General features: G+C 74.3%; 15 protein-coding genes. 11 read left to right on the forward strand and 4 right to left on the reverse strand.

Going from position 1 to position 20,581, the window contains the following annotated elements; all coding sequences use genetic code 11:
• Positions 1–77: 77 nt before the first annotated feature.
• The 3 genes from AWW66_RS08055 to AWW66_RS08065 all read left to right on the forward strand — a co-directional run bounded on the left by AWW66_RS08055 (position 78) and on the right by AWW66_RS08065 (position 5,239).
• Positions 78–1,856, forward strand: coding sequence for a glycoside hydrolase family 3 protein (locus AWW66_RS08055; RefSeq protein ID WP_083978317.1), 1,779 nt, complete (start codon positions 78–80; stop codon positions 1,854–1,856).
• 93 nt (positions 1,857–1,949) lie between these two features.
• The gene (locus AWW66_RS08060; RefSeq protein ID WP_281179573.1) at positions 1,950–2,957 is read left to right on the forward strand and encodes a glycosyltransferase family 2 protein; all 1,008 of its coding nucleotides are present in this window, start codon (positions 1,950–1,952) and stop codon (positions 2,955–2,957) included.
• Entirely contained in the window at positions 2,954–5,239 is a 2,286-nt protein-coding gene (locus AWW66_RS08065) for a hypothetical protein (RefSeq protein ID WP_067362042.1), read from the forward strand. Before AWW66_RS08060 ends, AWW66_RS08065 begins: the two co-directional genes overlap by 4 nt.
• A gap of 100 nt (positions 5,240–5,339) precedes the next feature.
• Here AWW66_RS08065 and AWW66_RS08070 read toward each other — a convergent pair whose 3' ends face one another.
• Positions 5,340–8,054 carry a sugar-binding protein gene (locus tag AWW66_RS08070; protein WP_067362045.1) on the reverse strand — a complete coding sequence of 905 codons (2,715 nt, stop codon included), beginning with the start codon at positions 8,052–8,054 and terminating at the stop codon, positions 5,340–5,342.
• A gap of 401 nt (positions 8,055–8,455) precedes the next feature.
• Between AWW66_RS08070 and AWW66_RS08075 the strand changes: the two genes are divergently transcribed.
• The 8 genes from AWW66_RS08075 (at position 8,456) to AWW66_RS08110 (ending at position 17,952) form a co-directional block, all read left to right on the forward strand.
• The gene (locus AWW66_RS08075) at positions 8,456–9,619 is read left to right on the forward strand and encodes an ROK family protein (protein WP_245648018.1); all 1,164 of its coding nucleotides are present in this window, start codon (positions 8,456–8,458) and stop codon (positions 9,617–9,619) included.
• Between the two features lie 48 nt (positions 9,620–9,667).
• Positions 9,668–10,723, forward strand: coding sequence for an extracellular solute-binding protein (locus tag AWW66_RS08080; protein WP_067362048.1), 1,056 nt, complete (start codon positions 9,668–9,670; stop codon positions 10,721–10,723).
• Positions 10,724–10,870: 147 nt separating this feature from the next.
• Positions 10,871–11,944 carry an ABC transporter ATP-binding protein gene (locus AWW66_RS08085; protein WP_067362051.1) on the forward strand — a complete coding sequence of 358 codons (1,074 nt, stop codon included), beginning with the start codon at positions 10,871–10,873 and terminating at the stop codon, positions 11,942–11,944.
• A complete protein-coding gene (locus AWW66_RS08090; RefSeq protein WP_067362115.1) occupies positions 11,941–13,728 on the forward strand; it encodes an ABC transporter permease in 1,788 nt (595 codons plus the stop codon). The genes AWW66_RS08085 and AWW66_RS08090 overlap by 4 nt, the downstream gene beginning before the upstream one ends.
• On the forward strand, positions 13,725–14,567 hold the full coding sequence (locus AWW66_RS08095) for a creatininase family protein (protein ID WP_245648020.1): 843 nt from the start codon (positions 13,725–13,727) through the stop codon (positions 14,565–14,567). Before AWW66_RS08090 ends, AWW66_RS08095 begins: the two co-directional genes overlap by 4 nt.
• Positions 14,564–15,517: an amidohydrolase family protein gene (locus AWW66_RS08100; RefSeq protein WP_067362057.1), complete on the forward strand. Its 954-nt coding sequence runs from the start codon at positions 14,564–14,566 to the stop codon at positions 15,515–15,517. The genes AWW66_RS08095 and AWW66_RS08100 overlap by 4 nt, the downstream gene beginning before the upstream one ends.
• Positions 15,518–15,580: 63 nt before the next feature.
• Positions 15,581–17,035 (forward strand): argininosuccinate lyase, encoded by a 1,455-nt coding sequence (locus AWW66_RS08105; protein ID WP_067362061.1) that lies wholly within the window; start codon positions 15,581–15,583, stop codon positions 17,033–17,035.
• Complete coding sequence (locus AWW66_RS08110; RefSeq protein WP_067362064.1) at positions 17,032–17,952, forward strand: ROK family protein; 921 nt, start codon at positions 17,032–17,034, stop codon at positions 17,950–17,952. The genes AWW66_RS08105 and AWW66_RS08110 overlap by 4 nt, the downstream gene beginning before the upstream one ends.
• Positions 17,953–18,007: 55 nt before the next feature.
• Here AWW66_RS08110 and AWW66_RS08115 read toward each other — a convergent pair whose 3' ends face one another.
• The 3 genes from AWW66_RS08115 to AWW66_RS08125 all read right to left on the reverse strand — a co-directional run bounded on the left by AWW66_RS08115 (position 18,008) and on the right by AWW66_RS08125 (position 20,494).
• Positions 18,008–18,703, reverse strand: a complete 696-nt coding sequence (locus tag AWW66_RS08115; protein ID WP_067362067.1) for a lipoprotein — start codon at positions 18,701–18,703, stop codon at positions 18,008–18,010.
• 113 nt (positions 18,704–18,816) lie between these two features.
• A complete protein-coding gene (locus AWW66_RS08120) occupies positions 18,817–19,716 on the reverse strand; it encodes a helix-turn-helix domain-containing protein (protein WP_067362070.1) in 900 nt (299 codons plus the stop codon).
• A gap of 67 nt (positions 19,717–19,783) precedes the next feature.
• On the reverse strand, positions 19,784–20,494 hold the full coding sequence (locus AWW66_RS08125) for a class I SAM-dependent methyltransferase (RefSeq protein WP_067362073.1): 711 nt from the start codon (positions 20,492–20,494) through the stop codon (positions 19,784–19,786).
• Between the last annotated feature and the right edge of the window lie 87 nt (positions 20,495–20,581).

Here is a 20,581-nt window from a genome sequence, read left to right on the forward strand (position 1 = left end):
CCGTGCTCGCCGGGGTCGGCTCACCCGCGTCCCCGGTGCCGGGGGTGACTTGCCCCGATAAGGGATGAGCTGTTGGGATGGGTGGCGTGTCGACCTCCCCGCGCCACGCCACCCCGCCGCCCGCCACCCGCCCCGCCCTGCCCCGCCGCCTCGGGGTCGCGTTCGTCGCCCTGACGCTGCTGCTCGCCACGGGCTGCGCGGGGGAGCGGCACCGCCCTGCCGCCCCGTCACCGGAGCCGACCTCGTCGTCGGCGGCGGCGACCCCCACCCCGGACGCCGCCGCCGACCCGGCCGGCCGGGCCGCCGACCTGGTCGCCACGCTCGGTGACGAGGACCTGGTCGGGCAGGTGCTGATGGCGTACGCCTACGGCGACTCGGCGACCACGGTCTCCGCCGGCTCGGCGGCCGGCAACCGCGCGCTGGCCGGCGTCGACACCCCGGCCGAGATGATCGCCAAGTACCGGCTGGGCGGGCTGATCCTGGTCGGCTTCACCGCCGACGACCCCACCGCCGGCAACCAGGCCACCACCAACGTCGACAACCCGAAGCAGGTCCGCGAGCTGACCGACGGGCTGCGCGCGGCGGCGGGGAAGCTGCCGGCCGGCGCGGCGCCCTTCCTCATCGGCACCGACCAGGAGTACGGCGTGGTCACCCGGGTCACCCAGGGGGTGACCCTGCTGCCCAGCGCGCTGGCCGCCGGGGCCGCGAACGACCCGGCGCTGACCGAGGCCGCCTGGCGGGCCGCCGGCACCGAGCTGGCCGCGATGGGGATCAACCTGGACTTCGCCCCGGTCGCCGACGTGCTGGTCAGCCGCAGCACGGTGATCGGCTCGCGGTCCTTCGGGGCCGACCCGCAGCGGGCGGCGAAGCAGGTCGGCGCGGCCGTGCGGGGGTTGCAGTCGGCCGGGGTCGGGGCCACCGTCAAGCACTTCCCGGGCCACGGGCACAGCGCCGACGACTCGCACACGGAGCTGCCGGTGCTCGGGCAGAGCAAGGCGAAGCTGGCGAAGGAGGCCTGGCCGCCGTTCACCGCCGGCATCGACGCCGGTGCGCTCGCCGTGATGTCCGCCCACCTCGATGTCCGCTCGGTGGACCCGGGCACCGCCGCGACCTTCTCCCGCACGGTCCTCACCGACGTGCTCCGGGGCCAGCTCGGCTTCCAGGGCGTGGTGATCACCGACGGGATGAACATGGCGCCGGCCCAGAAGTGGTCGCCGGGGGAGGCGGCGGTCCGGGCGCTCACCGCCGGCAACGACCTCATCCTGATGCCGCCGAACGTCACCAAGGCGTACGACGGGCTGCTGGCCGCGCTGCGCGACGGATCGCTGCCCCGGGACCGCCTGGTCGAGGCGGCCACCCGGGTGCTCACCATGAAGTTCCGGCTGGCCGACCGCCCCACCCCGGCCCTCGACACGCTGAACGCCCCGGCGCACCGGCAGGCCGCCGAGAAGCTCGCCACCGCCGCGGTCACCGTGCTGCGCGGCCCGTGCGGCCCGGCACCCGTGCTCGGCCCGGTCACCGTCACCTCCTCCGGCGGCCGGGACGGCACCCGGCGGGTGCTCACCGAGGCGCTGACGGCGGCGGGGGTCGAGGTGGTGCCCCGGGGCGGCCGGGTGGTGCACCTGGTCGGGTACGGCGACGGGACCGCTGACCTGCGCTCCGGCGCGGCGGTCACGGTCGCCATGGACACTCCGTACCTGCTGGCGCGGGCGACGTCCCCGGTGCTGTTGGCGACGTACTCGTCGAGCCGGGCGTCGATGACCGGGCTGGCCCGGGTGCTGGCCGGCAAGGCGGAGCCGACCGGACGGTCCCCGGTGAAGGTCGCCGGCCTGCCCGCCACCACCTGCGGCGACTGACCGGCGCGGGGCCGGCGCGGGACCCGCCGCGACGCCGGGCCCGCTGGTAGCGTTCGGCTGTCCGCCAGCCAGCCGAACCGGGGGGCGAGCGCCGTGACCGGACCGGAGCCGACGCTCTCCGTGGTGATCCCGATGTTCAACGAGGAGGGTGTGCTGCCGCTGCTCGCCCACCGGCTGCGGGCCACCCTGGACGGACTGGCCGAGCCGTACGAGGTGGTGGCGGTGGATGACGGCAGCACCGACGGCACTCCGGCCCGGCTGACCGGGCTGCGGGCGGACTGGCCCCAGGTACGGGTGTTGCGGCTGCGCCGCAACAGTGGACACCAGGCGGCCCTGCTCGCCGGGGTGTTCCGGGCCCGGGGGGCGTACGTGGTCAGCCTCGACGCCGACCTCCAGGACCCGCCCGAGGTGATCCCGGAGATGCTGCGCCGGGCCCGCGCCGAGCGGCTGGACGTGGTCTACGGCGTCCGCGCGGACCGCAGCCGGGACACCGTGTTCAAACGCTGGACCGCGACCGGCTACTACCGCCTGATGCGGCGGCTGGTCGGCAAGCAGGTGCCCGCCCAGGCCGGCGACTTCCGGCTGCTCAGCCGGGCCGTGGTGGCGGCGCTGCGGGACCTGCCCGAGCGGGCCCCGGTGCTCCGGCTGGTGGTGCCCTGGCTGGGCTTCCCCAGCGGAGAGGTCACCTACCAGCGGGCCGAACGCGCCGCCGGGCGGACCAAGTACCCGCTGTCCCGGATGGCCGGGCTGGCCGCCGAGAGCGTCACCAGCTTCTCCGCCGCGCCGCTGCGCGTCGCCACCTGGCTTGGGCTGGCCGGGGTGGCGGTCTGCGGGGTGCTGCTGGTGGTGGCGGTGGCCGCCTGGGCCGCCGGGGCCACGGTGACCGGCTGGCCCTCGCTCTACGTGGCGGTGCTCTTCCTCGGCGCGGTGCAACTGCTCTGCCTGGGGCTGCTCGGGGAGTACGTGGCCCGGATCTACACCGCCGTGCAGGCCCGCCCCGCGTACCTGGTCGCCGGCGACACCGCCGACGAGCAGGCCGGCGACACCGTCGGTGACCGGGCCAGCGGCTCCCCGGTCGAGCTGGCCGACAGCCTGCGGTGACCGCGCTCGCCACCGGGGCCGCCCCCGGCCCGACCACCGCCGCCCGGCCCCGGCCCGGCCCGGTCCGCTGGGCGCCGGCCCTCGTCGGGTACGCCGTGGTCGCCACCGCCCTGCTGGCCACCGGCACGCCGCCGGTGGCGCTGGCCCGGTGGACCGGGTACGCGCTGCTGGCCGTTCTCCTGCCCGGCACCCTCGTCTACCGGGCGCTGCGTCGCCGCCCGCACACCCTGGTCGAGGACCTGGCCATGGGGGCGGCGTTCGGGCTGGTGCTGGAACTGGCCGCCTGGGCGGTGACCGTCGGCCTCGGCGCGCCCGGCTGGCTGCGGCTCTGGCCGCTGGCCGTGGTGCTGCCCTTCGCGGCGGTACCCGGGCTGCGCCGGCACTGGCGGCCGACCGGGTACGCCCGGGTGCCGGCCGGCTGGGCCTGGTCGGTGACGGCGGTGCTGGCCGGGTTCACTCTCTATCTGGTCGAGTCGTTCCTGCGGGTCAACCCGGTGCTGCCCACCGAGGAGGGTCAGGCGCAGTACATCGACCTGGCGTTCCAGCTCTCCATCGCCGGGGCGGCGACCCACCAGATGCCGCCGCAGGTGCCGCAGGTGGCCGGCGAGCCGCTGCACTACCACTGGTTCGGCTTCGCCCACCTCGCGGCGAGCAGCCTGGTCAGCGGCGTCGATTTGCCCACGGTCTTCTTCCGGCTGGCCGTACCGGCGCTCTGCGCGCTGGCCGTGGTGCTGGTCGCGGTGGTCGGCTGGCGGATCACCGGCCGGCCGTACGCCGGGGTGGCCGCCGCCGTGCTGATGTTCGCCGTCGGCGAGTTCGGCTACGAGAACGGCCTGCGGCAGCTCTTCGGCACCCAGGTCACCTTCATCGTCTGGGGCAGCCCGTCGATGACGTACAGCTGGGTGCTGCTGCTGCCGTTGCTCGCCGCCCTCGGGGAGGTCGTCGGCCGGGCCCGGGGGGTGACCGTCCCGCCGCTGGGGCGGGGGGCGTGGGCGCTCGCGGCGGGTTTCCTGGCCGCCTCGACCGGGGCGAAGGCCAGTTCGGTGCCGGTGGTGCTGGCCGCGCTCGGCCTGGTCGCGGTGGTGCTGACGGCGACCCGGCGGCGGCTGCCCCGGGCGGTGCTCGCCGCCGCCGGGCTGACCCTGGCCGCGCAGCTCTTCGCCACCGCTGTGCTCTTCGCCTTCGTCAGCCACGGGGTCACCGTCGAGCCCCTCGCCGGCCTGCGCGGGTACGTCGGCGACGGCGTCGACCGCCCGGCGGCGGTGACCGGGCTGCTCTGGCTGGTGGTCCTCGTCGCCTTCCTGCTCAACCTCCAGCTCCGGCTGGCCGGCGCGGTGGCGGTGCTGCGGTACCGCCGCTGGCGGCCGGAGCCGGTGCAGGTGTTCCTGCTCGGCGGGGCGCTCGCCGGGCCGGCGGTGTACCTGCTGGTCGCCCACCCGGGCAGCAGCAACCAGTACTTCCTGCGGGCCGGGTTCACCTTCGGGGTGATCCTCTCCGCCTGGGGCTGGGCGGAGGTGGTGGACCGGGCCGGGCTGGCGCGGCGCGGGCGGCTGCTGCTCGTCGGGGCGGCGGCCGGCTTCGCGGTGCTGCTCACCGCGTACCAGTGGCGGTTCCCGGCGAGCGGGCCGACCCAGGGGTACGGCGGGGTGCTGCCGCTGCTGGTCTGGGCGGCGGTGCTGACCCTGCTGGCGCTGCTGCTGGCGCTGGGCTGGCCGGCGCTGGTGGGCCGCTGGCCGGGGCTGGCCGGTCGGGGCGGGGCGGTGCTGCTCACCGGCGTCCTGGTGGCCGGCGCCCCCGGCCTGGTGCTGGACGCCGCCGCGGCCCGCACCTACCCCAACGGCGGGGCGTACGCGGTGGTGCCGATGCCGGCGTCACGGGTGGAGGCGGCCCGCTGGGTCCGGGCGCACAGCGCGCCCGGGGACGTGCTCGCCACCAACGTGCACTGCTGGCGGGTGGTGGACGACCGGTGGTGCGACGCCCGCTCGTTCTGGCTCAGCGGGTACGCCGAACGGTCGGTGCTGGTGGAGGGGTGGGCGTTCGCGCCCCGGATGGTGGGCCGGCCCGGTGGCCCGTACGCGGCGTTCTGGGACCCCGACCGGCTGCGCGCCAACGACGCCGCGTTCACCGCGCCCACCGAGGCGGGCCTGGCCGACCTGCGCGACCGGTACGGGGTGCGCTGGCTGGTGGTGGACCGCTCGGTGGAGCTGGAGTCGCCGGACCTGCCCGAGCTGGCCGACCTGCGGTACGACACCACCCGGATGGCCGTCTACCGGCTGCGCTGAACCGCAGCCGCCCCCGCCGGCGGCGGGGGCGGCGTGGACCGGCCGGGCGGGACGGCGGCGGCTGGTCCCGTCCGCCACCACCGTCCCGCCCGGTGCCGGGTCAGCGGCGCACGATCACCTGCTGAGCCAGGGCGCCACTGCCGTTGCCGGCCTCGAAGGCGGCCAGCACCCGGGCCGGGTTGCCCCCGTCCACCGGGATCAGCACGTTGACCGGGCGGTCGGTGCGCAGGTCGACGCTGCGGCTGCCGCGCGAGGTGTCACCGTCCCAGGCGTACAGGTACGCGGTGCCGCGCCGGTCGGCGCTCACCGTCACCTCGATCCCGCCGCTGACCGTCCGGACCCCGGTCACGGTGAGGGCACCGGCGGGCAGCTTCCGGACCGCGGCCGGAGCCACCCCGTCCAGCGCCGACTGGGCGAGGGTCTGCGGGCTGTGCACGCTGCGCGCGGCGGTGTCCGGGAAGACCGGGGCGCTCGGCTCCCGCTGCGGCGGGGTGTACCCGGGCAGCGTGGCCAGGCCGTACCGGTACGGGTCGGCCCGGACGCCGGTGAAGGTCGACCAGCCGAGCCGGGACTGCGACGACAGGTCCTGCGTGTCGGAGTCGTAGACCAGCACGTTGAAGCCCATCCGCTGCGGGTCCACCGCGTCGGGCAGCACGTCGAACGGGATGCTCGCCTCGATGGTGTACCCGGTGTACGGCTCGCTGACCTTGCTGACCACCTGCATGCCGGGTGCGGTCTGCTCGCCCGGACCCTGCCGGTTGTCGGCGTCGCGCTGCCAGCACGGCGGGTTGCCGTTGGCCGGGTCGTCGGTGATCGGGAAGATGCCCGCCTTGAACACCGTCGAGGTGTCCGAGGAGTTCCCCTTCGGGTCGACGATGATCTCGATGCTGTCGGTCCGGCGCTGCCGCTTGCAGTCCTGCGGGACCACCTTGCGGCCGAGCACGTCGTCGGTGACCTCGACGAAGACCTTCAGCGCGTCCTGGGTCCAGGCGATGCGGCCCTTGGCCGAGGCGTCGGCGGGGGTGACCGCCTGCCCCTCCCAGATCCGGGAGAAGTCCAGCTCCTCGCCCGGGTACTCGCCCTCGCTCGCCACCCCGTCCACCGCGTGGTTGTGGCCGGCGTGCGGAATCTCGGTGGTCGGCACGATCTCCAGCGCGCCGGTCTCGACGGTGCTGCCGGTGCTGCTGGTGGTGGTGATGGTCAGGTCGTAGTCACCGTTGACGCCACCCTCGTTCGCGGTCGGCAGGGTGTCGTCGCTGTTGGTCACGGTGAAGGTGACCGCGCCGGTGGCGCCGGCCGCCAGGTCGGTGTAGCTCTTCGTGGCGGCGTCGGCGGTGAAGCCCTCCGGCAGGCCCAGGGTGACCGTGCCGCTCTGCGGGGTCGTGCCGTGGTTGCGCAGGTCGACGGTGACCTCCCGGCTGCCGCCGGAGCCGACGGTGAGCACCGGCTTGATCAGGGTGTCGAGCTGGCCGTACCCGCCCTCGGCGGCCCAGGTGCGGAACAGCCCCACCTCGGGCAGCGCCTCCAGGGTGCCCCGCACGTCGGCGACCACCCGGACCGCCTCGTCGGTGGTGCCGGTGCCCTGGCCCTTGGTGGTCAGGGTGGCGGTGAGCAGCTTCTGCACGCCGGTGTCGGCGCCCTCGGGCACGGTGACGCTGAAGACGGCCTTGCGGACCTTGCCGGCCGGGACGGACGCGCCGACGCCCGTGACGGTACGGACGGTCCAGCCGTCCGGGGCGCGCAGCGCGACCCGGGGCACCTCGATCGTCTGGTCGGCGGCCGACCGGACGTGGGCGGTCACCTCGATGGTCTGGCCGGGGGCGACGTCGAACCGGTCGGTGGTCAGGTACAGCTCGGTGCCCCGGCGCAGCCCGCCCTTGACCGACGGCAGGACCGAGCCGCGCAGGATCGCCTCCGGCGAGGTGTCCGTCGGGTCGTACGGGACCCGGCTGTCGACCAGGGTGTAGAAGTCGCAGCGCATGTTCGCCGGGTTGGTCGGGGCGGCGGCGGTGTTCGCCCAGCCCTGGGTGACGTAGTCCCGGCGGGCGTCGACCTCGATCTCCGCCCAGGTCTTGCCGGACGCGCTCGGGGTGCCCTCCCAGATGCCGAAGACCTGGTCGGTGGGGACCGTCGGGCGGAAGCTCGTGGCGCAGCCCGGGCCGGTCGAGGAGGTGCCGGTGCCCCCGGTACGCAGGAACTTCGCCGGCCGGAACAGGCTCAGCCCCTCCTGGTGCAACTGCTCCGGGAAGGCCTTCGGGTCGGCGGCGGCGTGGAACGCCTCGGCGGCGAACCGGGCGGCCTGCTGGTGGTTGCCGTGGTTGCCCGGGGTGGGGGACGGGTTCATCGTCATGATGATCTCGGGCCGGGTGGTCCGGATGATCCGCACGATCTGGGCCAGGGTCTCGTCGTGACCCCAGATCTGCTCGGACAGCGGCGCCGAGGCGGTGTACCAGAAGTCGACCCGGTCCAGGTTGTAGAGGTGCTCGACGCCGGCCCGGCCGATCGCGGTGCGCTCCTCGCGCTCGCGGATGATGCCCAGCGGCGGGCCCTCCTCCAGGCCGATGGCGTTGCCGCCGCCCTCGCCCCGGGTGATGGTGACGACGCCGGCCTTGACGCCGTGCTTCTCCTTCCACTGGCCGAGGGTGGCGAGGCTGGAGGCCTCGTCGTCGGGGTGGGCGCTGACGAAGAGCACGTCGAGGTCGACGGCGTCGCGGGGACGCTCGGCCTGGGCGGCCGGCGCGGCCAGGGCGGTGCCGGGGGTCGCGGCCAGGGTCAGGGCCAGGGCCACGGGTAGGAGGAATCTCGGTGTTCGCATGCAGATCCTTCCGGGTGCGAGGTCCGATCAGCGTCCACGGTGGACGGTCGCGGCAGGGCGCGAGCCGCCGTGGTGGGGTGGTCGGATCGCTGACGGGACCGGCCGGGCGCACCGCGTGGGAGCGCCCGGCCGGGTACGCAGCGGTACGGGAGTCCGTACACACTGGAAGGCCTTCGCCCGGTGACGCTAGGGATGATCAAGGCCGCTCGTCAATGCTCTTTTCCGTTTTTCTTCATTCGCAGAAGAAATAAATCCCGGCCGGATCGGTGGGTTGACCCTCCCGCCCTCCGGGGCTGGGGCTCGGCCTCCCTCGATGTTTCCGCTGCTCAGTGCCGTGCTGGCGAAGATCCGAGACCCATTCGTTACTTGACTCGATAGTTCGTTCGCCGTAGGAAGGAAGTGTGACTGACGTGGTGATGCCACCAACGAGCCCGGTGAGCCGGGAGCGGTCGAAGGAGATCAAGCGCCTCTCGGTGATCTCCACCGCCCGCCAGGTGCGGGTGCTCTCCCGCGCCGAGCTGACCGAGCTCACCGGGCTGAGCCCCGCCACGCTCACCCCCCTCGTGCGGGAGCTGATCGCCGAGGGGTACCTGATCGAACGCGGCCCCGGCACCTCCCGCGCCGGCCGGCCCCGCGCCATGCTGGAGTTCAACCCCCGCGCCGAACTGGTCGCCGCCGTCTCGCTGGAGCCGGCCCGGATCAGTTGCGAGATCGCCGACAGCGACGGGACGGTCGTCGCGCACCGGACCATCCGTCTCGCCGGGGACATCGTCGACACCATCTGCCGCTCCGTACCCGAACTGGCCGGCGACGGCCTGCCGGCGCTGCGCGGGGTCGCCATCGCGGCGCCCGGCGTCTCCTCCGGCGGCGCGGTCCGCCTGGCCCCCTCGGTGGGGCTGGTGGAGGGGCGGCCGATAGGGGAGTCGGTCCAGCGGCACCTCGGGGTGCCGGTGGTGGTGGACAACGACGTGAACCTGATGGCCGCCGGCGAGCACGCCGCCGGGGCCGGCAGCGACGTCGCCGACCTGCTCCTGCTGCACGTCGCCGACGGCATCGGCGCCGGGCTGGTCCTCGACGGCCAGGTGCGCCGGGGCTCCGGCGGGGCCGCCGGGGAGGTCGGTTTCCTGCCGTTGGACCCGGCCGACCGGGGGCACGACGGGATCGGCCCGTTCGAGGCCCGCTGGTCGGAGAACGCCGTCGCCGAGCGGGTCGTCGCGCTGGCCCCCGGGCGGCGGCCGGACGCGCCGGTGGCCGCCCTGGTCGAGCTGGCCCGCACCGACGGGCGGGCGGCGGCGTACCTCGACGAGGTGCTGGCCGCCTGGTCCCGGCTGATCGTCTCCTGCGTCTGCGTGATCGACCCCGGCCGGGTCCTGCTCAGCGGGGCCGCCGCCGACCTCGACGACGCCGCCGTCGACCGCCTCCAGACCCTGGTCACCGCGACCGCGCCGGCCGCCACCGAGGTCCGCCGGGCGGTGCTCGGCGACCGGGCGGTGCTGCACGGCGCGGTCAGCTACGCCCTGGCCGCGGCGGCGGCCGGCCTGCCCGCCCTGCTGCCCAGCCCCTGAGTCTTTCCCAGCCCCTGAACGACCCCTTTCCCCTCGGAGGTACCACCCATGAGACGTCGGATTCTCCTCGCCGGAGCCCTCGCCACCGTGCTCGCCGCCGGCACCGCCTGCGGCACGGGCGACTCGGACGACGCGGCCAGCGGCAACGGCGGCGGCGCCGAGCAGATCACCATCTACACCGCGCGCGACAAGAAGGTCGCCGACTTCGTCGTGGAGAAGTTCACCGCGAAGTACCCCGAGTACCAGGGCAAGGTCGAGATCCTCAACATCGGCGCCCAGGAGATCCTGGAGCGGGTCCGGGCCGAGAAGGCCAACCCGCAGGCCGACGTCTGGTGGGGCGGCACCCAGCAGGGCCTGGCCTCCGGCGCGGCCGAGGACCTGCTGGAGCCGTGGCAGCCGTCCTTCGCCGAGAAGATGGACGCGCAGTACAAGGACCCCGAGGGTCGCTGGTTCGGGGAGATCCTGCTCCCCGAGGTGATCATGTACAACAACAAGGCGCTCACCCCGGAGCAGGCGCCGAAGGACTGGGACGACCTGCTCGACCCGCAGTGGAAAGACAAGATCATCATCCGGGACGTGGCCGCGTCCGGCACCATGCGGTCGATCTACGCCTCGATGATCCAGCGCCTGTCGCCCGACGGCAGCAACCCGCAGCCCGGGTACGACTGGCTGAAGCGGCTCGACGCCAACACCGGCTCGTACGCGGCCAACCCGGCCGACCTGTACCTGAAGCTCTCCCGGGAGCAGGGCGTGCTCAGCGCCTGGAACCTCCAGGACGTGCTGCTGCAGGCCAACCAGTCGAACATGCCGTTCGGCTTCGTGATGCCGGCCTCCGGCGCCCCGGTGCTGGTCGACGGCCTCGCCGCGGTCAAGGGCGGCAACAGCGAGGGCGCGCAGAAGTTCATCGAGTTCCTCTTCGACGACACGCTCCGCGCCGACCTGGCCAAGGACTACTACCAGATCCCGGCCGTGGAGATCGCCGACCAGCCCGAGTGGCTGGCCCAGCTCGACCTCAAGCCGATGAACGTCGACTGGGACGTCATCGCCAAGAACGAGACCGAGTGGATCAACCACTGGAACAGCCAGATCAAGAACAAGGGCTGACCGGAGCGACGCCGGGTGCGGGGCCGACCGCCGCGCACCCGGCGTCATCCGACGGCCTGACCACGTGAGAAGGGGCACCTTCTCGACCGGAGGCGTTAAGAAGGTGCCCTTCCTTCCAGTCGCCGGCAGCACACGAAGGAGGACATCATGATCGATGTCACGCTGGAGTCGGTGAGCAAGCGGTTCGCCCGCGCCGGCGACACCGCGGCCGTCGACGACGTCGACATCACCATCGCCGCTGGTGAGTTCTTCACCCTGCTCGGCCCGAGCGGCTGCGGCAAGACCACCACCCTGCGCATGGTCGCCGGGTTCTACTTCCCCACGTCGGGGCGGATCAGGTTCGGCGCGGAGGACGTCACCCGGCGCCCGCCGAACAAGCGCGACACCGGCATGGTGTTTCAGAACTACGCCCTCTTCCCGCACATGAGCGTCGCGCAGAACGTCGCGTACGGCCTGAAGATCCGCAAGGTGGGCCGGGCCGACGCGCGGCGGCGGGTCGAGGAGGCGCTCGGCCAGGTGCACCTCGCCGGGTACGGCGGGCGGCGCATCGACCAGCTCTCCGGCGGCCAGCAGCAGCGGGTGGCGCTGGCCCGCGCCCTGGTCATCCGGCCCCGTACCCTGCTGCTCGACGAGCCGCTGTCGAACCTCGACGCCAAGCTGCGCGAGGAGACCCGCACGGAGATCCGGCGGATCCAGAAGGAGAGCGGCACGACCGCCATCTACGTCACCCACGACCAGGCCGAGGCGATGGCGATGTCCGACCGGATCGCGGTGATGGAGTCCGGCCGGGTGCAGCAGATCGGCGCCCCCCGGGAGATCTACCACCGGCCGGCGACCGCCTTCGTGGCCCGCTTCATCGGCCGCAGCAACGTGCTCTCCCTGCCGGTGACCGGCGGCACCGACGACAGCGTGACCGTCGGGCTGCCCGACGGCGGCGAGACCGTGGTCGCCGCCCCGGTCGGGCACGGCCTGCGCGCCGGGGAGACCGCGCTGGTGTCGGTCCGCCCCGAGCACATCGGCCTCACCTCGACCACCGAGCCGGGGGCGCTGCCCGGCCGGGTGACCGAGCTGGAGTTCACCGGCATGGCCACCAACCTGATCGTGGACGTGGCCGGCGAGTCGGTGCAGGTGGCCGCGATCGACGTACCGGCCGGGCTGGCCGTCGGCGACCAGGTCGGGCTGCGGCTGACCCGGGAGCGGATGTGGGTGGTGCGACCGTGACAGCCGCCCCGACCGCCGCCACCGTCCCCCCGGTCACCGGGGAACCGACCCCCTCCGGGCGGGACCGCCGGCCCCGCCTCGCCGACCGGCTCTCCGGGGGCGCCAGCTCGCGCTGGTTCCCGTACGTGCTGGTCTTCCCGCTGGCGTTGATCCTCTTCGGGTACGTCGTCCAGCCCATGTTCGCCACCTTCGCCGAGAGCGTCGGGGTGGACGGGGTGGCCAACTACACCGAGTTCCTCAGTGGCGAGGGGGTGGCCCGCTCCTCGCTGCTCACCTCCCTGCTCATCTCGGCGGCCAGCGTGCTGCTCTGCGGCATCGTCGGCGTGGCGATGGCGTTCCTGCTCAAGCGCTTCCAGTTCCCCGGCCGCCGGCTGATCGAGGCGATCATCCTGGTGCCGGCGGCGCTGCCCCCGCTGATCGGGGCGATCTCGTTCCAGCTCCTCTACAGCGAGACCGGCATCCTGCCGCGCGGCCTCCAGCAGCTCTTCGGCACCGAGAACCCGGTGCTGCCGTTCACCGGCATCGCCGGGGTGCTGGTGGTGCACACCTTCACCATGTACCCGTTCTTCTACCTGGCCGCCTCCGCCGCCCTGGCGGGGATGGACCCCTCGGTGGAGGAGGCCGCCTACAACCTCGGCGCGGGCCGGGTACGGGTCTGGCGCACGGTGCTGCTGCCGATGCTCACCCCGGCGCTGGTCTCGGCGTCCCTGCTGGTCTTCATGACCTCGCTGGCGTCGTACACCGCCCCGCTGCTGTTCGGGGTGGACCGCACGATGACCATGCAGATCTACATCAACCGCACCAACGGCGACCTGCCGATGGCCTCCGCCTACGCCTCGGTGCTGGCGGTGGTGTCGATCCTGTTCCTGCTCGGCATGCGCTGGTACGAGGGGCGGCGCAGCTACCGCTCGCAGTCCAAGGGTGTCGCCGCGCACCGGCGGGAGATCACCAACCCGTTCGGCAAGTGGGCCGCGCTGGCCGCCTCGATCCTGGCCACCGTGGTGCTGCTCGCCCCGGTGGGCACCATCGCCCTGGTCGCGTTCAGCGCGGACGGCTCGTGGACCACCGAGGTGATCCCGTCGGCGTACACCTGGCAGAACTTCGTCACGATCTTCTCTGACCCGAAGGCGTTCCAGCCGATCCTCAACTCGTTGCAGATGAGCCTGCTGGCGACCGTCGGCTGCGTGGTGGTCGGCGTGCTGATCGCCTACGCGGTGCGCCGGCTGGACTTCCGGGGCCGGGCGCTGCTGGACGTGGCGGTCATGCTGGCCTGGGCGCTGCCCGGCACGGTGGTGGCGATCAACCTGATCTCGGCGTTCAGCACCGGCAACGCGTTCAGCTTCGGGCAGGTGCTGATCGGCACCTTCTGGATCATGCCGCTGGCGTACTTCGTGCGGTTCCTGCCGCTGGTGTTCCGCTCCAGCTCGGCGACGCTGGCCCAGATCGACCCGTCGCTGGAGGAGGCGGCCCGCAACCTCGGCGCCTCCTGGTGGCGGGCGTTCGGCACGGTCACCCTGCGGCTGATGCTGCCCGGCGTGGCGGCCGGCGCGCTGCTCGCCTTCGTCAACGGGGTCGGCGAGTTCGTCGCCTCGGTGCTGATCTACACCTCGCAGACCGCGCCGATCTCCGTCGAGATCAACAACCGGATGTACTCGTTCGAGATCGGCACCGCCGCCGCGTACGGCATGCTCCAGGTGGTGCTGATCTTCGTGGTGATGGTGATCTCCGGCCGGCTCCAGAACGGCCGGTCGGCGTCCCGGGAAGCGGCGAGGTGGTCGGCGTGACCGCCACCTGGCCGCAGGCCGGCGGACTGCTGCCCGTCACCCGGGTACCCGGGGGCGAACTGGCGGAGGTCGCCGCGCGGGCGGACTTCGCGGTGCTGCCCGTCGGGGCGGTCGAGTGGCACGGCCCGCACCTGCCGCTCGGCACCGACCTGATCCTCGCCGAGGGCTTCGCCGCCGAGAGCGGGCGCAGCCCCGGCGGCCCGCGCGGGGTGCTCTTCCCCGCCGTGCCGTACGCGGCCTGCCCCGGGCAGACCCGGCCCTGGCCCGGCACCGTGGCGATCCGCCCGGAGATCGCCGTCGGCTACCTCGCCGACGTGATCGAGGGGATCGTCGCCGCCGGGTTCGGCCGGCTGCTGATCGTCAACGGCCACGACGCCAACATGTCCACCGTCCGGGCCGCCATGGAGTGGGTCTCCGGCCGCCGGCAGGCCAGCCTGCTGCTGGTCAACTGGTTCCAGCTGGTCACCCCGACGGAGACCGGCGAGATCTACGGCGAGCTGCCCTCGCGCGGCCACGGCGGGGCGTACGAGACCTCCGGGGTGCTCGGGTTCGACCCCGACGCGGTACGCCTCGACGCGGTCACCGACCTGCCGCCGAAGCCGAAGCTGCCGGTGGCCCACCCGTACGTGCTGGTGGAGTCCCGGCCCGACCCGTGGCAGGGCTGGTCCGGGCACATCTCCCTGGCCAGCGTGCCGGCCGGGGACCGGGTCCGGCAGGTCGCCGGGGCCCGGCTGCGGGAGATCGTCGCCGCCTGGGTGGCCGCCCCGCCGCCCGCCCCGCCGACCGCCGACCCGCTGCCCGAGCCGGGGGCCACCCCGGGCGCGGAGGTGCCGTCGTGACCGTCGACCGGGGACTGGAGATCGTCGACTTCCACCTGCACTTCCGCATCGGCGCGGACGAGACGATCCACGCCTGCGAGGAGGCCGCCGGGATGCACCCGGGCGGGGCGCACGAACGGGCCGTCCGCTCCGCCGCCTCCGCCCCGTACGCCACCGCGTGGCGGCAGGCGTGGGGCTTCCCCGACCCGGAACCGCCCGCGCCGGACTGGCGGGACGAGGCCGACCGGTGGGCGGAGGAGCTGCGCCGGGTCGGCGTGCGCAAGGCGGTCTTCGTCACCGGAGGCGGCAACGACGCCGTCGCCGACGTGGTCGACCGGCACCCGGACCTGCTGCTCGGCTTCGCCCACCACGACCCGTACGCCCCCGGGGCCGCCGCCGAGCTGGACCGGGCGGTGACCGAACGGGGACTGCGCGGGCTGAAGCTCTTCGCCCCGCTGCTGCGTGGACCCCTCGACGGCGAGGACCTCGATTCGCTCTGGGGCGCCGCCCAGCGCCTGGGCGTGCCGGTGCTGATCCACATCGGGCACTACGGCAGTGCCGGTGGCCTCACCGTCGGCCGGTACGGCGGCCCGGACGAGCTGGTCCGGATGGCCCGCCGGTTCCCGGAGCTGACCGTGGTGGTGCCGCACTTCGGCGTGCAGCACGTGCAGGACCTGCTCTTCGCCGCCTGGGGCTGCCCGAACATCCACGTCGACACCTCCGGCTCCAACCAGTGGGTGCGCTGGATGCCGTACCGGCTGACGCTGGAGGACCTCTTCCGGCGCTGCTACGAGACCATCGGCCCGCACCGGATCGTGTTCGGCAGCGACTCGTCCTGGTTCCCGCGCGGGTACGTCACCCGCTACCTCGACGACCAGCTACGGATCTGCCGGGAGCTGGGCCTGCCCGACGACCACCTGCGCGCGATCTTCGCCGGGAACGCCGAACGACTGCTCGGCCTGAGCGACTGACCGGCCGACCGCCGGGGCGGCCACCGGTGCCGCCCCGGCCTGGAAGGAAGTAAGGATCTCCTGATGAGCACACCCGCGCTGACCACCTACCAGCGGCACCACCTGCGCCCCACCTACGACCACCACGTCGGGTACCTCTTCCCGGCGATGGTGCGGGCCAGCCAGGCGCACGTGGTGATGCTGACCGAGCAGGGCCTGGTCCCGGCCGAGCGGGGTGCCCGGCTGCTGCGGGGACTGGCCGAGCTGCGCGCCGACCCCGCCGCGCCGCCGGCCTTCGACGGCAGCTTCGAGGACACGTACTACCTGGTGGAGAAGCGGCTCGCGGCGGCCTGCGGGATCCCCACCGCCGAACTCGACGTGCAGATGGCCCGCAGCCGCAACGACCTCGACGCCGGGGTGTTCCGGATGCTGCTGCGCGACCAGGTGGCCGGGGTGCTCGACCGGGTGCTCGCCACCGGCGCGGTCGCCCTGGACCGCGCCCACCGGTACGCCGACGTGGTGATCACCGGGTACACCCACCGGCGGCCCGCCCAGCCCACCACCATCGGGCACGCCCTCGGCGGGTACGCCGAGGCGCTCGCCGGGGAGGCGGTCGCCTACGCCGACCTGCTCGACCAGCTCAACGTCTCGCCGCTGGGCTCCTGCGCGTTCGCCGGCACCGACCTGGACATCGCCCCGGCCCGGGTGGCCGAACTGCTCGGCTTCCGCGCCGTGGTCACCAACTCGTACGAGGCGGTGGCCGGCGCGGACCACCTGGTCCGGGTGGGCACCCTCAACGCCCAGGCGCTGGCCACCGGGGCGCGGCTGGCCCGCACCCTGATGGACTGGCTGAGCTGGCGCTGGGTCACCACCCCCGGCGACTTCACCCAGGGCAGCAGCATCATGCCGCAGAAGCGCAACCCGGTGGTGCTGGAGCACCTGGTGTCGTACGCCGGGCAGGCCGCCGCCGACGCCGCCTCGGTGCTGAACAACGTCGGCGCGGCCTGGTGGGAGGACTCCAACAACGCCACCACCGACGTGCAGGTCCGGCTCTGGGAGAGCAACGACCGCAGCGACCGGTTCTTCGCCCTGCTCGGCGGCTTCCTCGCCGAGATCGAGCCGCTGGAGCCACCGTCGGCGGACGAGATCGTCGCCTCCGGCGCCACCACGACCGCCGCCGCCGACGCGCTCACCCGCCACGGCGTACCGTTCCGGGCCGCGCACTCGGTGGTGGGCCGGCTGGTCCGCGCCGGAGCCCCGGCGACCTGGACCGCCGCCACGGTCCGCGAGGCCGCCGAGGGGCTCACCGGCCCGCTCGCCGACGCCGCGGTCGACGACCTGATCGCCGCCGCCGTCCGCCCGGCCCTGGTGCTGGCGCGGGCCCAGGTCGACGGTCCCGGGACAGCCGCCGTCCGCGCCCAGGTCGACGTCCTGCGCGGCACCTTCGACACGGTGACCGGCCGGCTCGCCGCGCTGCGGGACCGGCTCGCCGCCGCCGACGCCGCCCTCGACCACACCGCCGGGACGATGGCCCGATGACCGGCGTCCAGGTGGCGGGGCGGTCGGCGGTCCAGGCCGGCACGCCGGGCGGGCTGCTGCTCGGCGTCGACTTTGGCGGCACCAAGATGGCCGTCGGGGTGGCCGACGGCCAGGGCCGGCTGCTGGCCCACGAGCGGGTGCCGACGCACGCCGAACGCGGTGCGCCGCAGGCCCTGGAGCGGGCCCTGACCCTCGCCGCCGAGCTGGTCGCCGCGCACGGCGGCCGGCTGGCCGCCGCCGGCATCGCCTCGCCGGGGGTGGTCCGCCCCGACGGCATCGACCTCGCCCCGAACGTGCCCGGCTGGGAACGGTTGCGGCTGGCCGACGCGGTCCGGGAGCGGCTCGGCGTGGGTACCGTCGCGGTGGACAACGACCTGAACGCCGCCGCCCTCGCCGAGCTGCGCCTCGGCGCGCTGCGCGACGCCGACCCCGGCCTGGTGGTCGGGATCGGCACCGGCGTCGCGGCGGCGGTGACGGTCGGCGGCCGGGTCGTCGCCGGGCACCGCGGCGCGGCCGGCGAGATCGGGTACGCGGTCACCGGCGCCCACTGGCCCGGGACCATGCTGGAGCTGGAGTTCTCCGGCCGGGCGCTGGACCGGCTCGCGGCCGAGCTGGGCGTACCCGGCGGGGCGGCCGGTCTCGCCGACCGGGCCGGCGACCCGGGCCGGTTCCGGGACGTGCTGCTGGCCCGGGTCGACGAACTGGCCCGGCACCTGGTCACCTGCTGCCTGCTGCTCGACCCGCAGCGGGTGGTGCTGGTCGGCGGGGTGGCCGGCAGCGACCTGATCCGGGGCCTGCTCGCCGACCGGCTCGCCGAGGTGCTGCCGCACCGCCCCGAACTGGTCCTGTCCGCCTTCCCCGACCAGGCCGCCCTGCTCGGCGCGGTCACCCTGGCCCGCGAGGCCGCCCTGGTGTAAGGAAGGGCCCCCTGTTAACGCTTTCGGTAGAGCAGGGGGCCCTTCTTAACACCCGTCAGCCGGCGGCGGCGAGGGTCCCGGTGGCCAGCCGGTACCCGGGCAGCACGTCCCCGGGCTCGGTGATCAGGCTGGTGTTGACGCTCAGCAGGACGGTCCGGTCACCGGCCCGGACCGCCAGCGCCCACCCCCGCCTCGCCTCGTCGTCGACCAGCGTGTTCGTGATGGTCCAGGTCGCCTCGACCGCGTCGAGGGCCCCGGCCCGCACGTCCCGGTACTGCGCGTCGGCGACCGTCACCCCCGGCAGGCTGACGCCGTTCATCGTCTCCCCGGGCTGGTGGCCGGCGGCGACGAAGGCCTCCAGGGCCGGTCGGGGCGCCACGCCCGGCTTGTCGACCGTCCACACCTGGAAGAAACCCGGCACGGCCGGCCGGCCGTCGACCTCACACTCGGCGACGGCCCCGCCCCGTCGGATCAGTTCCGCCAGCTCGGCCGCCAGCTCCCCCTGGGGTACCTCGATCCGCTTGGCCTTCATCTCCTCCGGTACCGAGAAGGTGACCGGCAGGTCGCAGCCGGAACCTCCGGCGCCGACCGTGGTACCCGCCGACCCCGGCTTGATCTCGTCGTGCCAGGGCGGCCCCTCGACCACCGGGGTGGCGCCGGCGGCGGAGGCCGGCGGATCGGCCGCCTCCGTGGCGCAGCCGGTGGTCAGGATCAGGGCGAGTGCGGCCAGTGCGGCCACGCGTCGATACATGTCACGTCCTCGTGGATGGTTCCGTCGATGATTCGACGGCGCGAGGATGGTAGCCGGCGCGAGGACGTCAGCCCGCTGCGGCGATCAGCCCCGCCGTCCCCGCAGCGCGGCGATCAGTCACGCCGTCCGCGCAGGGCGGCGATCAGCCACTCCACGGCCGGGACCATGGGCGGGAAGGCCGGCCGCCGGTGGAGCACGCCGACGAGTTCCCAGTACCGCTCCACCCGCCGGTCGGTGAAGACGGCCATCCGGTCGGCCAGCGCCACCCGCTCCCCGGCGGGCATCCCGGGGAAGAGCCGGTCGACGACCTCCCGGGCGGCGGGGGAGTCCGGCGCGATCCCGGCGGCGAGAGCCTCCCGCGCGGGGGTCACGTCCGGCAGCGGCTCCGGCGGGGTCTCCTGCTCCGCGCCAGCCACCGCCATCTCCCGGGTCCGGCGACGGAACTCCGGGTCCTGCACCAGCTCGGCCAGCTCCACCCAGGCGTCCACCTCGGCGTCGGTGGGGTCCTCGGGCAGCTCGGCGGGCATCATCCGCATCGCCTGCGCGATGCCGGCGCCCGGCGAGTCGGTGGGCAGGTCGGCGAAGACCTCCGCCACGAAGTCGTCGATGATCAGTTGCCGCTCCCGGGCGGAGAGGCGGGCCAGGTCGTTCACGAGTCTCAGCTCCTCGGTCGTGCCAGCACGTCGGGTGACCGACCGCAGCACCGCCCGGTGCAGCCGCAGCGCCCTGATCTCGGCGTCCAGGGCCCGCACATGCGCGGCGGCGATCTCCGCGACAGTGGCCTGACGGTCCAGCACGGCCCGGGTCTGCGCCAGCCCCACCCCCAGCTCCCGCAGGGTACGCAGCAGCTCCAGGCGGGCCACGGCGGCACCGTCGTACAGCCGGTACCCACCGGCCGAGCGGTCGGTCGGTTCGAGCAGCCCCTCGTCGGACCAGAACCGGATGGTACGGACGGTCAGCCCGGTACGGCGGGCGAGCTGTCCGATGGTGAACAGCTCGGTGCGGTCGTTCACACCCCTCACCCTGGACCCTCCAGCGGCTGGAGACTCAAGTCCGTACCCGGTCGCCTGGGGGCCGGTGTCAGGTGGGGCGGTGGGCGCGCAGCATCAGCGACACCCCCGACAGCCCACGCACCGGCAGGTACCGCTCGGCCGCGACGACCGCCCGCAGCCCCAGGTTCACCACCGTGGGCACGCCGCCCAGGTCACTGCCGGTGGAGGTCCGCCGCCGCCAGGCCGCCACCGGGCGCAGCAGCACGTTCCAACTCCACAACTCGTCCACCACCAACCCGGCCTTGGCCGTCACCGCCCGCAGCGACTCCCGGTCGTACCGGCGGACGTGCCCGACCGCCTCGTCGTGCGCCGACCAGAGCGCCATGTCGGCCGGTACGGCGATCAGCGCCGTACCGCCCGGCCGCAGCGTCCGGCGGATCTCGGCGGCGGCCAGGTGGTCCTCGTCGACGTGCTCCAGGATGTCGAAGGCGACCACCAGCCCCAGGCTCGCCGAGGGCAGCGGCAGGTGCCGGGCGTCGGCCCGGACCACGGCCAGCCCCCGCTCCCGGGCCACCTCGGCCCCCTCGGCGCTGTACTCCAGCGCCACCGGCCGCCACCCGTGGTCACGCAGCACCCGCGTGTTGCCGCCGCCGGCCGCCCCGATGTCCAGCGCCCGCTCCGGTCGCGTACCGGTGGCGGCCAGCCGGCGCAGCGCCCGGCCCAGCAGCACCCGCCGTTCCCGGTACCACCAGTGGCTGTCCTCCAGGGCGGCGAGCTTGCGGATCTCGGTCGCTTCCACGACGTGCTCCTCGGTGTAAGGAAGGGCCCCCTGCAATCGCTTCCTGCATAGGAGGGGCCCCTTTTTAACATCCGAAGATGGCCGACA

The organism is Micromonospora rosaria, assembly GCF_001567585.1.
Lineage (GTDB): Bacteria > Actinomycetota > Actinomycetes > Mycobacteriales > Micromonosporaceae > Micromonospora > Micromonospora rosaria.

Coding starts and splice junctions, on each gene's coding strand:
- AWW66_RS08055 (WP_083978317.1), top strand. CDS start 78: ATGGGTGGCGTGTCGACCTCCCCGCGCCACGCCACCCCGCCGCCCGCC.
- AWW66_RS08070 (WP_067362045.1), bottom strand. CDS start 8,054: ATGCGAACACCGAGATTCCTCCTACCCGTGGCCCTGGCCCTGACCCTG.
- AWW66_RS08080 (WP_067362048.1), top strand. CDS start 9,668: ATGAGACGTCGGATTCTCCTCGCCGGAGCCCTCGCCACCGTGCTCGCC.
- AWW66_RS08085 (WP_067362051.1), top strand. CDS start 10,871: ATGATCGATGTCACGCTGGAGTCGGTGAGCAAGCGGTTCGCCCGCGCC.
- AWW66_RS08105 (WP_067362061.1), top strand. CDS start 15,581: ATGAGCACACCCGCGCTGACCACCTACCAGCGGCACCACCTGCGCCCC.
- AWW66_RS08110 (WP_067362064.1), top strand. CDS start 17,032: ATGACCGGCGTCCAGGTGGCGGGGCGGTCGGCGGTCCAGGCCGGCACG.
- AWW66_RS08115 (WP_067362067.1), bottom strand. CDS start 18,703: ATGTATCGACGCGTGGCCGCACTGGCCGCACTCGCCCTGATCCTGACC.